Origin of the sequence: Bacteroides sp. PHL 2737 (assembly GCF_004115325.2) — a bacterium.
GTDB lineage: Bacteria > Bacteroidota > Bacteroidia > Bacteroidales > Bacteroidaceae > Bacteroides > Bacteroides hominis.
Genome location: NZ_CP040630.1, coordinates 2,738,458 through 2,754,770, shown reverse-complemented (window position 1 = coordinate 2,754,770; position 16,313 = coordinate 2,738,458). Strand labels below are relative to the sequence as shown.

Annotated in this window: 13 protein-coding genes; 2 read left to right on the top strand and 11 right to left on the bottom strand. The window is 44.5% G+C overall.

Annotated elements, in window-relative coordinates; all coding sequences use genetic code 11:
- Positions 1-24: 24 nt before the first annotated feature.
- The 7 genes from DBK98_RS11230 to DBK98_RS11200 all read right to left on the bottom strand — a co-directional run bounded on the left by DBK98_RS11230 (position 25) and on the right by DBK98_RS11200 (position 8,931).
- Positions 25-2,637 carry an ATP-binding protein gene (locus DBK98_RS11230; RefSeq protein ID WP_005776284.1) on the bottom strand — a complete coding sequence of 871 codons (2,613 nt, stop codon included), beginning with the start codon at positions 2,635-2,637 and terminating at the stop codon, positions 25-27.
- 96 nt (positions 2,638-2,733) lie between these two features.
- Complete coding sequence (locus DBK98_RS11225; RefSeq protein ID WP_032536875.1) at positions 2,734-3,978, bottom strand: FtsX-like permease family protein; 1,245 nt, start codon at positions 3,976-3,978, stop codon at positions 2,734-2,736.
- A 14-nt stretch (positions 3,979-3,992) separates the two neighbouring features.
- Positions 3,993-5,291: an ABC transporter permease gene (locus DBK98_RS11220; protein WP_032536876.1), complete on the bottom strand. Its 1,299-nt coding sequence runs from the start codon at positions 5,289-5,291 to the stop codon at positions 3,993-3,995.
- 10 nt (positions 5,292-5,301) lie between these two features.
- Positions 5,302-5,946: a GIN domain-containing protein gene (locus tag DBK98_RS11215; protein WP_032536877.1), complete on the bottom strand. Its 645-nt coding sequence runs from the start codon at positions 5,944-5,946 to the stop codon at positions 5,302-5,304.
- Between the two features lie 39 nt (positions 5,947-5,985).
- Positions 5,986-6,651, bottom strand: a complete 666-nt coding sequence (locus tag DBK98_RS11210) for an ABC transporter ATP-binding protein (protein ID WP_005776280.1) — start codon at positions 6,649-6,651, stop codon at positions 5,986-5,988.
- Between the two features lie 186 nt (positions 6,652-6,837).
- Entirely contained in the window at positions 6,838-7,503 is a 666-nt protein-coding gene (locus DBK98_RS11205; protein WP_005819156.1) for an ABC transporter ATP-binding protein, read from the bottom strand.
- Positions 7,504-7,665: 162 nt separating this feature from the next.
- Positions 7,666-8,931, bottom strand: coding sequence for a carboxymuconolactone decarboxylase family protein (locus DBK98_RS11200; RefSeq protein WP_005819154.1), 1,266 nt, complete (start codon positions 8,929-8,931; stop codon positions 7,666-7,668).
- A 180-nt stretch (positions 8,932-9,111) separates the two neighbouring features.
- Between DBK98_RS11200 and DBK98_RS11195 the strand changes: the two genes are divergently transcribed.
- Positions 9,112-10,011, top strand: coding sequence for an AraC family transcriptional regulator (locus tag DBK98_RS11195; protein ID WP_005809437.1), 900 nt, complete (start codon positions 9,112-9,114; stop codon positions 10,009-10,011).
- Positions 10,011-10,919, top strand: coding sequence for an AraC family transcriptional regulator (locus tag DBK98_RS11190; RefSeq protein ID WP_032536878.1), 909 nt, complete (start codon positions 10,011-10,013; stop codon positions 10,917-10,919). The genes DBK98_RS11195 and DBK98_RS11190 overlap by 1 nt, the downstream gene beginning before the upstream one ends.
- A gap of 186 nt (positions 10,920-11,105) precedes the next feature.
- Here the strand turns inward: DBK98_RS11190 and DBK98_RS11185 are convergent, their stop codons facing one another.
- From DBK98_RS11185 to DBK98_RS11170, 4 genes are read right to left on the bottom strand one after another with little or no spacing between them, the layout of a single operon-like run.
- Positions 11,106-12,377, bottom strand: coding sequence for an ABC transporter permease (locus tag DBK98_RS11185; RefSeq protein ID WP_032536879.1), 1,272 nt, complete (start codon positions 12,375-12,377; stop codon positions 11,106-11,108).
- A gap of 5 nt (positions 12,378-12,382) precedes the next feature.
- The gene (locus DBK98_RS11180; protein WP_022012341.1) at positions 12,383-13,690 is read right to left on the bottom strand and encodes an ABC transporter permease; all 1,308 of its coding nucleotides are present in this window, start codon (positions 13,688-13,690) and stop codon (positions 12,383-12,385) included.
- A 22-nt stretch (positions 13,691-13,712) separates the two neighbouring features.
- Complete coding sequence (locus DBK98_RS11175) at positions 13,713-15,002, bottom strand: ABC transporter permease (RefSeq protein WP_032536880.1); 1,290 nt, start codon at positions 15,000-15,002, stop codon at positions 13,713-13,715.
- A gap of 3 nt (positions 15,003-15,005) precedes the next feature.
- On the bottom strand, positions 15,006-16,313 hold the full coding sequence (locus DBK98_RS11170) for an ABC transporter permease (RefSeq protein WP_032536881.1): 1,308 nt from the start codon (positions 16,311-16,313) through the stop codon (positions 15,006-15,008).

Sequence of the window (16,313 nt, the reverse complement as noted above, 5' to 3'; positions counted from 1 at the left end):
CGCAGACGGACGCCCCCGGTGTACTTATTCACAAGTATCCGGTAAACGAACTGTGAAACGGGTTCCCTTTCCCTCCTTCGAAGTAACCGTGATGACTCCATTCAAACGTCCGATGATGGTTTGACAAATACTCAGTCCTAACCCGGCTCCCTGGGTAAAACTGTCGACTTTATAGAAACGTTCGAAGATATGCCTCAACCCATCTTCCGAAATACCTTTTCCGGTATCTTCTACAAAAATAGAAGTATATCCCGGCTCTTCCTCCGTATAACCGAATGTGATCGACCCTTGTGTTGTAAACTTGGCAGCATTGTTTATCAGGTTATTCACCACTTGTTGCAAACGGACATTATCCGTCACCAGATATTTTTTACTATTCTCCGGCAACTTCAATACCAACCGAACTCCGGAAGGCATGTTCAACTGTTGTGAATCGTATACATTCTTCATCAATAACGGAAGATTGTGCCCGGCAAACTGGAAATCCATCGTACCGGACTCTATACGGGACAAATCGAGAATATCATTAATAAGTGCCAGTAACAGGCCACAGTTTTTATTGATTGTCTCAATAAACAACTTTACCTCCTCTTCGGTAAATCCACTGGTATCACTCAACAAATCGGAGAAGCCCACGATGGCATTCAGCGGTGTACGTATTTCGTGACTCATATTAGCAAGGAATGCCGATTTAAGCTTATCTGCCTGAAGTGCTTTATCGCGGGCTGCGGTCAATTGCTCTTCGGTAGTCTTATAGCGCTGTATACTCTGACATACGCCCAGAATGCTGTAAGGTGTGTCTGTCGTAAGTCCTGCAAGCACCGAAGTACGATATTCCCACCATTCGTATCTGCCGTCACCGCTAAGCTGGCGGAAACTCATACGGGTACTTTGGCTCAGACCTGCCAATGCACGGTTAAAGAGTTCGAACGCCAACTCCTGATCGTCCGGATGAACCATCCGGTCCATCTCATTCCGTGAAATGGTGGTCTTGTTCTCTGCAAACCCGAAGCGTACCAGAAAGCCCGCAGGAAAAGTAAATAAACCGGTACGGATATTATACTGCCAGGGATAGATGGAGCTTTCGTCCACCGCCATACTAAAGAAACGTTTTTGCATCTCTTCATCCGATATATTACGGGCCGAAAGGGCCATTCCGGTGATTTTACCATGTGCCCGGATAGGAACGATCTCACCGGAAACAGGAAAATAACTGCCACTGTGGACTTCCTGCATAAACGAATTTTCGGGAATGACCACACTGCCCTCTTCAGTTACCACCCGCTCGAGCATGGAACGGAGAATCTCTTTACCATTATTGTAAATCTTGAAGATACTGCCTGCCGGTAATCCTTCATAAGGACGCGCGGCTTCATCCTTAGGCAAATGCAGCATTTTCAGTAAAGAACGATTCGTAAAATGAATACGGAGATCGGTATCGTACGTGATCACACCGTCACGGATTGAATGGAATACATTATCGAATTCATCACGTTGGGCAACCAACCGGTTTTGTATCAGTAAACGGGTCTGGGCATGGATGCGCCGACGGGATTCGCGACGGTTGATGCGATACAGCCACACTATCAAAAACACCAGTAAAGCTAATATCGAGCTATACAGTAAGATATAGAGCAAACGATATTTCTCTCCGTATGGTTCGTTGATAATGGTTCCTCCAATAGCCTGCACCTGCTTGGGATTTACCTTGAAAAACACCAGCTGCTTGAAATCATACATAAAATTCAAGGGAGATTCAATAATCCCCACTTCCGAAGGAGTCTTCCCACGTAACACATCGGAAGCTGTCCGCCCCACCTCACGTGCAGAAGTATATGAATCGGCATCATAAGCCCCGAAGGCGCCATTAGTCAATGCAAGATTTTCACACGAAAAGAAAGGAGCTTTTGAATTACGTCCGATGAATGACATAAAAGGCGACCATTTAGGGGCAATAATCAGTGTTCTGTGCGTATTGCGCGGATAACATGTGGAAGCTATGATTTTGTTGGTTGTATCCGTTTGCGAATTATAGAAAGTTACCGTATATTCCGGATGCTCTTTCACAAAGCCATTCCATTCGTTCATAAAGTCGTCTCTTCCTTTAGAACTCAGAAGGCTGTTGTCAGAGATACAGACTACTTCCGTCCGACTCGGGAAAAGGCGGTTCGCCTGCCTCAACAGCTCCCCGAAATCCGGATTTGCCGTATATCCACACACATTGGGTAACGAATCGATCAGACTGCCTTCCGGATATTTTATATTAAAAAAGACAACAGGCAACTGTAAAGGCAATGAATCCCCGCAAGTCAACAAAGTATGGAAAGCCTCGTCACTGACAGTAACAATCAAATCCGTTCCCCGTTCGCGGGCTCGTTCGCAGAAACGCCGCATAATAAGTTTCTCTGACTGATAAGTCCAGAAATTGGCATCCAGAAATTCTGTTGTCACATTCACTTTCAGTCCAGATTCGCTGAATCCTTCTTTCAATCCCTTGGCCAAATCGCCATGCCAAGGTGTTTCGGAAGCATACGACTGAATGAAAAGAACATTATAAATGCGTTCCGCAGCAGTGGATATTTCTGTGAGAAATAAAAAGATAGATATAAGAAATATAGTATACGATCGTCTGTTCATAGTAAAAAAACTGCGTTGTATCAGGATTATGGACGCAAATATACGTTATAATCTTGAAAACAACGCAGATAGATTACGATTTATTGCAATAAGCTTTTATTCCTCACGCAATGCTTCTGCCGGCTGGATTTTCATGGACTGACGGGCCGGGAACCAAATGCCGGCCAATATCATCAATGCCATCAACAGCAGAGTAATACATTCGCACAATACAAAACGCCCGACAGTGAACGTGGAGAATTGCCATGAAGGTGTCAGTTCGCTTTTGGCAATATAATAGTCAATGCCCAGTGCCAACGGAGTGGCCAAAAGCAGCATGAACCAGCCTTCACTGAGCAAACGGAAAAAGACACTTTTCTTGCTGCCGCCTACCGCCATCATCAAAGCCATCTCTCCTTTACGCTGCTGCGTCCGGAACCAGAAAGTGCCCAACAATCCCAGGAAGATATTAAGCAGCAAAAAGCCCATCCCCACCAAATAGTTTCGTAAAGTATTCATATCGTCTAACTGGAAAGTACGACGAATATTCTGGAATGAATTTACTTTCGACAAAAAGACATTCCCCACTCTGTATTGGGATGGTGCGTCTTTCATTAACCGTTCGGCGAATCCGGCAGGTTCACCATCACTGGTACGCAGACAGATTTCATTGCCATATGCCAATTGATCCTCCCGCAATAATATTACTACCGACCGGCTATAGCAAGCGGCCGAAAAATCATCGTAACGAATCACTTCAAGTGCGGCAGACAACTTTGTACCCCGGGCTGTATCCTGATCCAAACAAAATTCTTTGCCAATATAATCTTTTAAGTCTATATGATAACGGGATTCAAAAAGATTACGCGATGCCATAAAAGTACCCTCTTTCAGCAAAGCTCCCAATTGTTCCGGTGTTTCTCCGTTAGCTCCCCGATAACGGAATACACGGAAAAAGTCAGGGGTCACCCACCGCCGGATATTATACTTTCTTTCCATAGTATCCAGACGTACTTCCATACCACTGTTACTGCCATTGTAAGGAAAAGAATTTTGTGACATACTGACTGCCTCTACTCCGGGACGACGACGCAAACGATCTAATAACTCACGTATATCGGCATTATTTTCCTCTTCCGTACGGCCGGCTATATAATCGGGGCTTTTTTCCGTGAGATAATTAAATTCAACCCTGTAAGTATTCTCTATATCAAAACCACGAGGCTCAAAATAAGTATAAAGAGTGACAAACATATAGTCGACCACATACCAAAGCACAATACTTACTAACAGTAACTCCACGAACAACCACGCATTCGAACGCCGTTCATTAACTATTTGTTTTAATAATTTCTTATTCATCGTTCATGTAGTGTTTAAGTGAGTTTTCCGCTAAGAGCATTTATGATTGACATCCGGGATGCCCGCCAAGCCGGCCACCCGCTGCTGAGCAAGTTTAGCAGCAGACAAAAGAGCAGAGCATAAATAAACGTAGAGAGTTTGAAAAGCATCTTCCACTCAATGACCGGAGCCGTATTGAGATACATCAGCCGTGAATCGGCAAAAAGTGTACCGCCCCACACATAGGAGATCAGCAAACAGAACAATAATCCTACAACACCCGCCATTAAAGTCAACACTAAATTCTCGGCAACAATCTGTCCCATCACCCCTCCGCGGGTAGCACCGAACGAACGGCGCACGCCGATCTCCGCCACACGCTGTCGCAGGCGGCTGTGAGTCATCGAACTCAGGTTAATGGCAGGAACCAACAACAAAATAAGGAAAATGATCACTTGTTGGCGAAAATAACCCGCCATATCCGGTTGCTCATTTGCCCACTTATGCTGTGACATGGTCAACTGGTCATCCGGCTGCCCCCGGTAAAAAACAAAATAATCTCCCAATCCGGCATTATACGCCAAACGACGTCGTTCACACTCTGCCCGAATCGCATCAAAATCAGAAGAACTACGAGCCAGAATCACAACCCGCATCGCTCCCATGATACCATCACTCCATACATTATCCCCTCCTGTGATATTAGTTGAAAGATATGGGACCCATATCTGTGCATAAGCCGTCGAAGCCATTGAAGAGACATCTTTCACGACTCCGCTTAACCGGTAAGGGGCATCGTTCACAAAAATCTCTTTCCCGGCCACATTTGTAGCAGTACCGAAAAGAAGACGGGCCACACTTTCTGTTATAACAGCCACGGGCAAACCCGATTTAGCTTCAGCATCCGAATAGGGTTTGCCGTCGATAAACGAAAAGTCGAATATACGCCAGAAAGCTCCGTCTGTCTCAAGTGCATCAACTCCTGTACGCACTCCCCGCGACAAAGAAACCTGCATCGTTCCGGGAATACTATATATACTGACTTCTTCGGGAGTTTTTAATCCTTCGAAACATCCCTTCGCCGTTTTTATTCCCATTGGGCCGTTACTTGATCCGTCGTCACTCCAGGTTTTGTTGCCTACACTCATCTGTTTAACGTGTAACAAGCGATTCCGGTTACTTTCAGGAGCAAAAGGAACCGTCTTTATCTGCTGTTGCATCACCACTACCATAATCAGGCAAATGGTCAGTGCAGTGCCCAGCACACTTATCGTAGTCAACAATGGTTGTTGCTTTAGTTGCGACAGGGCCTGCTTGAAATATTGTTTAATCATTGTGTTCTTTTTATTCTCCTACTTTCAATCCGCGTGTATTAACCCCTCCGACTCCACCTTTAGAAATATCAGCTTTACGGGCTTTGCCTTTCAGGGTCATGCTTCCTACACCGTCGGCACGAGCTGTCAGTTCATCACAATCCACCCGGATATTGACACTGCCTACACCATCCAACCGTACTTTGAGGGTTTCACAAACCAAATCACTAATTTCAGCACCGCCTACTCCCGAAAGAGTTATCTTCAATTGATCCAACCGAAGTGCGGTCCGGCAATTGAAGCTGCCTACTCCCTGCAATTTTACACTCTTCAGATCAGGAGCGGCAATATACAGTTTAACATTTTTGGAATTGCTGTTATTCTCTTTATATCCAATCATCAAAGTCTCTTTTTCCACTTTCGTTGTAGTTTCGGATACATATCTCTGCGGGCCCTCTATCCGAACAGAACAACGATCGGACTGCGTAAAAATGATATCTCCGACTGCATCCAGACGGATAGAAGAAAAACCGGGAACTTTACGGTTATCAACAATGATTCCCTTACTTCCGGTAGTTTTACCACATTGGCAATCATCACTGCATTGAGCCTGTATCATATTGAAAGTTGCCCCCATTGTGAGAGCTAAAGCCACTAACATTACTCTTATTTTCATCGTTTCCTAATTTTGAGATGAATGACTGTATTATGATTATTATTGTACTTGCCGTCCGTCAAAGAACCGAATGGTGCGTGAAGTCTGTTTGGCCTGCTCCTCGTTATGGGTCACCATCACAATGGTACGTCCGTCTTCTTTATTTAACCGGTGAAGCAACTCCATTACCTCAGCCCCCATCTTGGAGTCCAGATTTCCGGTAGGTTCATCAGCAAGGATAATCTCCGGATTGCCGATAATGGCACGGGCAATGGCTACGCGCTGACACTGACCACCGGAAAGTTGAGTGGGGAAATGCCGCATACGGTGAGTCAAACCGACTTTCTCAAGCACCTCCTGAGCCAGTTTCCGACGTTCGGAAGAGCCCATACGGCGATACAGTAACGGAAGCTCCACATTATCCAGTACATTCAGGGAATTAATCAGGTGAAACGACTGGAATACGAACCCAAGTGTCTTATTACGGAAAGCTGCCAGTTCCTTATCTTTCATGCCTTCAGTGTGTGTACCGTTTATCTCTATGGTTCCGGTAGTAGGTGCATCCAGCAACCCCATAATATTCAGCAAAGTCGATTTACCACAACCGGAAGGTCCCATTATGCTCAGGAACTCACCACGGTCTACTGTTAGGTTCACATTTTCAAGAGCCACTGTTTCGATTTCGTTCGTACGGTAGATTTTCGAGAGAGAAGTCAATGTAATCATAAACTTATGGTTTTAAATTATTTCTTTTTATTAAGATCATGTTCAAATGACATGCCAAAGAATTAATACACTTATAAACAACCACTTGATATTTGGGCAGAGTGTCCGATAATGAACACTCTGCCCACAAATGAACTCTCTTTCTTATCAAAAATGAACGTTTATTCCTCGTGTAATGCTTCTGAATTATTGCACTTGTCGTCCGTCAAAGAACCGAATGGTGCGTGAAGTCTGTTTGGCCTGCTCCTCGTTATGGGTCACCATCACAATGGTACGTCCGTCTTCTTTATTTAACCGATGAAGCAACTCCATTACCTCAGCCCCCATCTTGGAGTCCAGGTTACCGGTAGGCTCATCAGCAAGGATAATCTCCGGATTACCGATAATGGCACGGGCAATGGCTACGCGCTGGCACTGACCACCGGAAAGCTGTGTGGGGAAATGCCGCATACGGTGAGTCAAACCGACTTTCTCAAGCACCTCCTGAGCCAGTTTCCGACGTTCGGAAGAGCCTATACGACGATATAATAATGGAAGCTCTACATTGTCCAATACATTAAGAGAATTGATCAGATGGAATGACTGGAACACAAAACCAAGCGTTTTATTACGGAAGGCAGCCAGTTCTTTATCCTTCATCCCTTCCGTGTGCGTGCCGTTTATTTCGATTGTTCCGGTTGTAGGCGCATCCAGCAACCCCATAATATTCAATAGAGTCGATTTGCCACAACCGGAAGGTCCCATTATGCTAAGAAATTCACCGCGATCCACTTTCAGGTTCACATTCTCGAGAGCTACTGTCTCAATCTCGTTTGTACGATAGATTTTTGAGAGGGAAGTTAATGTAATCATAACTTTAATTTATTTAGATGATTCGTTTTGTTCCATTTTGGCTTATATGAATAAGACATGTCAAATGGTATGCCAAAAGAATAACATCCTCATAAATTGCACATTAAACTAATAGAAGGATGTCCGATAATGAACATACTGCCCGCTAACGAACTGCCTGATTTACTTATCCTCCGGAACAATCTCATTTAAGCAAGCCAATGCATTGAGTGTACGCGGATAACCAATGTAGGGCAACAATTGAGTAATGACAGTCAGCAACACAGATTTATCATTGCCAACATTTATATTGCCTTGAATATGGCCTTTGACCTGCGCCTCACAGCCCCCAAGTGACACAAGGATGGCAAAAGTTAACATTTCACGCGTTTTTACATCCAGAACCGGACGCGTTTGATAATCACCGAAACAGTTGGCGGAAAGATATTCCTGAAAATGCAATTGCCCTTGGGGTGCGGTTTCATACATTTTGTCTATTCGTTCGCCAAAAATGGATTTCTGCAAAGCAAGTCCCTTCTCCATACGGTTTTCGGAAGTTATCACCGCCTGTGGCTCCAAAGGCAACTTCACTCCTTTTGACGACAAGAATCCATTGGCTATAGAAATCAATTCCGCAACCTTTGCCATACCCACATAAGGAACGGCATGATAAAGCACTTCTTTTATTTCAAGCGGGGTAACTCCGTTGACAAAAGCGGCCTGGAGTGTTTTTTGATACTCTCCCGCAGTACTCATGGCAATGGTGGAAGCCATTGTAACCAAAATCCGCATACGAGTATCCAAATCACCATATTGCTGTGTTTCGCCAAAAGCAAAATTAGTGAATATTTCCTCCAGTTCGGGATCGGTCTGTGCAAGGTTGTTTCCGAGATTGATAAACCTCGTCGTGCCATTGCGGGAAACACTCGTTGCAGCTATCCCTTGGGGGGAAGTTGCCTCAGCGTATGCCTGATCATCTACAGGTTCCAACCAAGTATTTTGGTTGGTTTCAGGATTACATTCGATGGCCAGATGCGAAAACCAACTGTCAGGGGCGGCTCCATGCCAATGCACTACATCCGGAGCTATCTCCACTACATCTCCGGGCAGTAACAGACGGGCATTTTTCCCTTTTTCCTGATAATACCCTCTTCCTCCGACAGCTATCAGGATTTGTCCACCCGTATGACTGTGCCAATTGTTACGGCATCCGGGTTCGAAAGTCACATTGCTGACAGGACAATTCAATTCATCATTCTGTGTCAAGCGCGCCAGATAGGACTGCCCTATAAAAAACTTCGCATATTGCACGTTTGCATCTCCTATGGGAAACACACTCGGATTTTGTAGAACTTCTTCTTTTTTCATATTCTGTGCATTTAAAGAATTTGTGGTATAGCACAGCAACGTTATCATTGCCGATGCCCATATAAAATGTTTCATTTTCATAAGATTATAAATTTATGATGCAAATTTAGGCACCTTTCCGTTCTCATCGTATACCCGGATTACGGATGTAATTACCTCAATTACGGATATTCTTACCCCTATTCCGGTTTTATTCCTCCAACCCATACTACATATGATGAAAATCCCTACATTTGTCACAGATAAATAACAATATGCCCTATGGAAGAAGTAATTAAGCTCAATTCGGTAGACCAGTATAACCAGATGTACGGTCTCGAAACATTGCACCCTTTGGTGACAGTAGTCGACTTGTCGAAAGCCACGTTGTTCCCCACACACTTCACCCTCAATTACGGACTGTACGCTTTGTTTCTGAAACAAACAAAGTGCGGCGATCTACGCTACGGACGGCAGATGTATGACTATCAAGAAGGCACAGTAACAAGTTTTGCCCCCGGACAGGTAGTAGAGGTAAAGGTGACTGACGGGATACGTCCGAAGTCACACGGTATATTATTTCATCCCGACCTGATACGCGGCACATCTCTGGGACAGGAAATCAAACAGTATTCATTCTTTTCATACGCTTCAAATGAAGCCCTTCATCTTTCGGACGAAGAGAAAAAGATCTTTCAGGATTGCCTGGATAAAGTCCAGTTAGAATTATCACGTCCGATAGACAAGCACAGCAAACGCCTGATTTCAAGAAATATCGAATTATTATTGGACTATTGCATGCGTTTCTATGAACGGCAGTTCGTCACACGTTCAAAAGTGAACAAGGACGTACTGGTGAAGTTCGAAGAACTATTGGATCTCTACTTCCAAAGTGAGCAGTCGCAAACCGAAGGATTACCCACAGTGAAATATTTTGCAGATAAGGTAAACTTGTCTTCCAACTATTTCGGCGACCTAGTTAAAAAAGAAACGGGTAAGACTGCTCAGGAATACATCCAGGGTAAAATAATAAATGTAGCCAAAGAAAAGATATTGGCTTCAGAAAAAACAGTCAGTGAGATTGCATATGAACTGGGATTCCAATACCCACAACATTTCACACGCATATTTAAAAAGAATGTTGGCTGTACCCCGACAGAATACAGGATAATTCAAGTATAATGGCCTCTTCCGGTAAAGAAACATTAGATATCAAAACGGTGCATCAATGCAACCGCTGCCTGGGATGCAAGACGCTGCATCCACAGGCAAGCATTATCCGTCTGGATCATACGAATGTGGAACAGCACAGCATTAAATTCGATTTTTACACAATACTGTTGATGGAGAACGACATAGAGGACTGCTGTTGTTGCGGACGCAAAGCTTATGACTATTCCAATGCGACAATGGTTTTCCTCCCTCCGGAACAAACCTTCGACATCCACAAAAACAGAGTACTCCCACAGCAGGGATGGTTACTGGCTTTCCATCCCGATCTGCTTTATGGTACCACACTTGAAAAAAACATTCAAGAATATACTTTCTTTTTCTACCGGAAAGAAGAGGCTTTACATCTGTCCCAACGCGAAAAGGATAAGATTATAGAATGCCTACGGGAAATGGACGAGGAATTACATCACCCGATAGACCGCCATAGCCAAACACTGATTTCACGATACATCGAACTATTGTTGGATTATTGTACCCGGTTCTACGAACGGCAGTTTATCACCAGGGAGAACAAGAATAAAGTGCTGCTCGACAAAACGGACCGTTTATTGGATGATTATATTTATTCCGGTAAGCTAAAGTGGGAAGGTCCGCCTACCTCCGCATATTGTGCTGAAAATTTAAAGCTCTCCGTTGCCTATTTTGAAGATTTACTCACGTTTGAAACCGGTAAAACCTTACTGGAGTTCTTCCAGTTAAAAAGAATGGAAACCGCAAAGAGAATGCTACTTGATAAAGAGAATACAATCAAAGCAATAGCCGGTCAACTGGGATTTTCTAACACGCAGTTATTCTGCTTGTTTTTCAAGAAAATTACGGGAGTAACGCCCAACGAATACAGATATTCGCAGAACTGATATTTAAAAAAGTTATATACCGTCCAAAGTTCTTTGAAATCATGGAGATGTATCAAAACTCACCACAGAGAACACAGAGAAACACAGAGAAACACAGAGGAAAATTTAAGTCACTGCTGATCAATATAAATAATCTGTGTTACTTCATGTCTCCTCTGTGGTAGAAGTATTTGCCGAACAATCCGGTTACTCGTCCCGCAAAGCATCCGCAGGATTCATCCGTGCTGCTTTTGAAACCGGAATATAAGTTGCCACAAACGAAACAGCCAGAATCAGAACATACGAAATAACCGATACAATAAGGAAGTGCAACACCGGACGATTCTGTATATAATCCGGGTTCGGATTATCCGGCGGGAAAGCAAAGCCATTCAGATATACTATTTGAAGTTGTACCAATGCTCCTACTACAAATGCGATAGTCACCATCCACCAGGCTTCAAAAAGAAACTGCCGGATCAACCGGTGGCGGTTAGACCCCATTGCCATATAGAGCCCTATTTCCTCCCGGCGGGCATTGCAACGCAGCCAAAAGGTACCCTCCATCCCCAAAAAGACACACAACAGAAAAAATAAAGCGAGAATGGTCTGCAACCGGATAGTCCCCGTAGTTCCCATATAATACTCAAAATTTTTACTTTCCGTCCTGAAATCCGTAAGCGATGCCAGATAATAGTTCCCGATCTGCATTCGGGGACGCATTTCACGTTTAAATGTCTCAGTGAAAACAGGTGAAGCGAGTCCATCACGCACCCGGAAACAAATCCGCACTCTGCCCGGAAGATGTTTCAATTCAGAAGTAGTCTTGAATATCAGAGGACCGGGTTGGTTATTACTTCTTATCTGTACGGGGTCGATTATAGCGGTCAACGGAAACTTACGGGTCGTATCTCCCCAATGCACCCATTTATTTTGCGGATATTTCTCGCCGAACAACTTCTCTGCGAGATCAGGAGTCAGGTAGATCCCCTGTTCTCCTTCCGCAAGTACCGGAGGAATTTGCCCTGTCCGTGCATCGTGTATACGGAAAACTCCAAAATAGTCGGTTCCGGAAAGGAAGGTCATCTGCTGTGAATATGCAAGAATCGTATCATTGAAAACCTGTCCTCCGTTCCAACCCCCGCTTTGCGGATAAGAATTAAAAAGGCTGACAGTCACATTAGAAACACCCGGATAGCGGCGTACCTGATCTACGATGCGCATAAAGTCAATACGTTTCAGCGAATCGGAAGCCATCTCCGGTTTATATTTGGTATGGTTAGTTGAATATTCACCTATACTGAGCAGGTAAGTATCGGTAAGATCATAATGATCGGGCAATGCCTTATCGGATAATAATACGTACACAGGGTCGACTACTCCCCATAAAAAATAAGTCACAACCACCAGTTCTCCCAGAATCCATCCATTGGCAGCACGCTGGTTCCACAACTGGCGGAGTATCATCATCAGGTTCATATCTTTTATCTTTTTTCGTTAAGCGAATATACAATATCTTTCTTCAAAGCATGTAAAGCCGGAATCAGAGCCGACAATACATTCAGCACCAAGCTGACCATGAAGGTAATACCTATCACCACCGGATTCAGCAACATACCGGGAGTCAAGAAGCTATCGACTCCCTCGGGCATCACATCTACCGAGAAAGACAACAGGTCCGGAAGCCAGTTCCGACCACAATAGACAATCAGATACGAAAGTAACAAACCGAACAGACCTCCGATGCCAGTAAGAAACAGATTTTCCCAAAATACCTGCAACAGAAGCGAAGTTTTGGAAGCACCGAAAGCCTTACGTATGCCCAATTCGGAAAGCTGGCGCTTCATACGTGAAGCAATCATTCCTGCCAGATTCAGTGCCGGAACAAATAATAAAGCTAACAGGATAGTGCCATACACTCGTAACAGCTCTCCCCAGTCGGGTGCCGAATTAGAATATTCATAAAAAATACTTTTCCAGTAAGATACCGGTTGCCCATGTAAATCGACACTGTATTTTTTCTGAGAATAATTATATTTGCGGAACACGTCACGTACCTCTGTAATTACCTTATCTTTAGCATCGACAGAAGGAGCCAACATATAGACATTCAGATCACCTACCAACTCATAGCCACCCTTATTATCCTTTATAATATCGGAATCAACCGTCAGTGGTAACCAAATATCCGCATACGTAGCAGGGGTAATGAAGGAAACATCTTTTACAACTCCACATACTCTATATTCATCGGAATCAAGAACAAAAGTACGACCTACCGGTGGAGTCTCTCCAAAAAGCTGGCGAGCCATTGTACGCGAAATGACAGCTTTTCGTAATCCGGAATCAAAATCGGCCTGACTAAACGGCTTGCCGTCTACAAAGGCAAATTGAAACACCTTCCAGAACCCGGCATCTACCAGCTTCACCTGTACCTCTTTCAAATCTCCGTCACCAGGCAATTCAAGTAATGATGTACTGCGCCCATCCATAGATGCCCCTACAGCCTCGGTACTCTTCAGCGGATAATAAAAACGCTTCACTGCCTGAAAGGATACGTGAGAACTGAACCAATTCTCCTGGTTTTTCTGCTCTACAACAGTCATTCCTTTACTGACCAGGATACGGTTCCGGTTCTCTTCGGGATGGACCGGAGCCATCTTGATGTAACAGATGATCACCAGGCTCATGGTCATGGCAATCCCCAGTCCTGTACCGAGTATGTACACACTGCTGAATAAAGGATTCTGTTTCAGGAGTTGCCAGGCCTGTTTGAAGTATAATACCATCATAGCAATTTATTTTATTTATTGGTTATTCGTCCCGCAAAGCATCCACCGGATTGATGCGGCTGAGTTTGTGTGCCGGCATCCAGATTCCGATAGAAACAACAATCAACAGCAAAAGGTATACAATCAGGGAAACAGCCGCAAAATGCAGACCGAAATGGTTAATCCAATAAACAGGCATCATCTCTTCCGAACCGATACAGGTAGTATAGAGACCATCCTTCAACGCATATTGCAAATAGAGCAAGCAGCCTATCAACGTCCCCAATGTGGTCAGCACCCAACCTTCGTATAAAAGCAGGCGGGTGATATGTGAAGGATTACCGCCAAAAGAAAGCATGATGCCCACCTCTTCACGGCGCGAACGGGTCTGCATCCAGAAAGTTCCGGCCACTCCCAAACAAAGGTTCACTAAAAAGAATATACCTAAAGCCAGGTTCAGGCGATACTGGTTAGTGATACCTTCAGAAAACTCATGTTGATCCTGAATGCTGCTGAAGGGCCGTACAGACTTCACATAATAGTTGCCTACCGTCAGTCCTTTATCCATCCACTCACGGAAGTGATGCAGAAAAGCCTTCTCCGACAGATTGTCGTCTATACGAAAAGCGATTAACGGAAGATAATAGTACATATAATCAGGAAACTCTTCAAACACGCATAACTCTATGGGCATGGGTTGCATATAACTCCGGTAACGAAGAGGGGCGATCACTCCTCCCACCCGATAGTCTTCATCATCTCCATTTTCCCCCAAACGACGTCCGTAAAGCGGTTTTCCATCCTTCAGCCGATACGCTACGTCCGCAGTCAATACCGATTCGGTCCAACGGAAGTCACGGTTATCCAATTGTTCGGCCGTCATACCTTCGGCTCCCTCCATCCCCATGGTCCGGAAATAATCGGTGTGGGGCATGAAAGTAAGACGGAGAGTGCGGACCGGAATGGTATCGAACATCGTATTACCGTTACTCGTGGAATTCGATGAAGGATATTGGCCATTCAAGATGAAAGTAGTATACTTTACTCCTTCATAATGTTTCAGCTTGTCGAGCAACCGCTCAAAATTGGCTTTACGCGCCAATGTATCATTCTCTTCGATATGGAATTGCTCCGATTCGGCAGGGAACGATGCCAACTGAAGCAAGAAAAGATGATCGGGACGATAGCCCTCCGGCAGATTCCGATCGTGTGTCAACACTACCAACGGATCGACAATCACCCACGTGACGATCGATACCAATATCAATTCGGCCAACAGCCATCCGTTTTTCCGACGACGGGCCCAGAGGTTCTTTATTATAAGTCGTATCATGATTTATTTCTTAGTGTTAAGTGAGTCAATAATATCGTTGTGCAACGAGCGCCATGTGGGCCACCAGGCAGAGAGCAGGTTCAGTATCAAACAAAAAGCAAATGTTACGCAAAACATTAAAGGACTGAACAGCATTTGCGGATTGATAGCCACATCGACTCCGTCGGACACAACTGTCGGATATTTGTCGAACAGGCTAAATACCCAATTACGCCCTAACACAAGCAGCCCCCATGAAACAATAAGTCCCATCAGCCCGCCGATGCAAGTAAGAAGCAGATTTTCCCATAACACTTGATTCAATAATTGTTTCCGATTGGCCCCGAACGCTTTTCGTATCCCCATTTCCGCCAGACGATCGTCCATGCGACTGGATATCATCCCACTCAAATTAATAGCAGGCACTAACAACAAAGCCAAAAGAGCTCCTCCATACAGTTTAATGACCGACATCCAATCAATCTCGTTCGTATTGCCCTCTCTGAACCAAGTCTGCCAATACGGATCCGGCTGATGAAAAATATCAACTGTATATTCTTTCTGGGAAATATTGTATTTATGCACCATTTCATTGACCTCCGCATACAGTTTCGGCATATCTTCTTTCTGGCGAACCTTAAAATAAACGATATAGGTACCGACTTTATGACTGCCATCATTGTTACTGTCATATCCTGGCAAGCAAGAATAGGGCATATAGATTTGCCCGTAAGATGCCGGCAACAGATAACTGCCCTCACGTACCACTCCGACGACTTTAGACTCTTTGAAATCCAGTTTAAACGTTTGCCCAACCACATCGGTCCTGCCAAAAATGCGGCGGGCCATCCGGTCAGAAAGTACTACATTACGGATTCCACTGGCTAAATCCGCTTCCGAAAAAGGCTTCCCGTTCAAAAATTCAAACTCAAATAACCGAAAAAAATTAGGATCGGTATACTTTACCAAAGCCGGTATCTGCTCACCTCCCCCGGCCGGTTGTATATAAGCCCCCTCCCGGTTCAGAAAGTGTTCGTTTACAGCGGTAACCAGCTCCGCTGATTTCAGTGGGTAGAACCACTCTTTCAGCATTTCATAAGAACAGAGATATAAATTTCCGCCTCCTTTCACATGCATGGCACTCACCCCTTTCATCCGCATCGTCACCGAACGGTTCACTTCCGGATAAATAGGAGCTATTTTAATATAATACACAATGGCAATAATCATCGTCATGGCAATGGCAAGCCCCGTACCCAGTACATACAGACTGCTGAACAACTTGTTCTGACGGATCAACATCCACGATTGTTTTAAATAAAGTTTTATCAT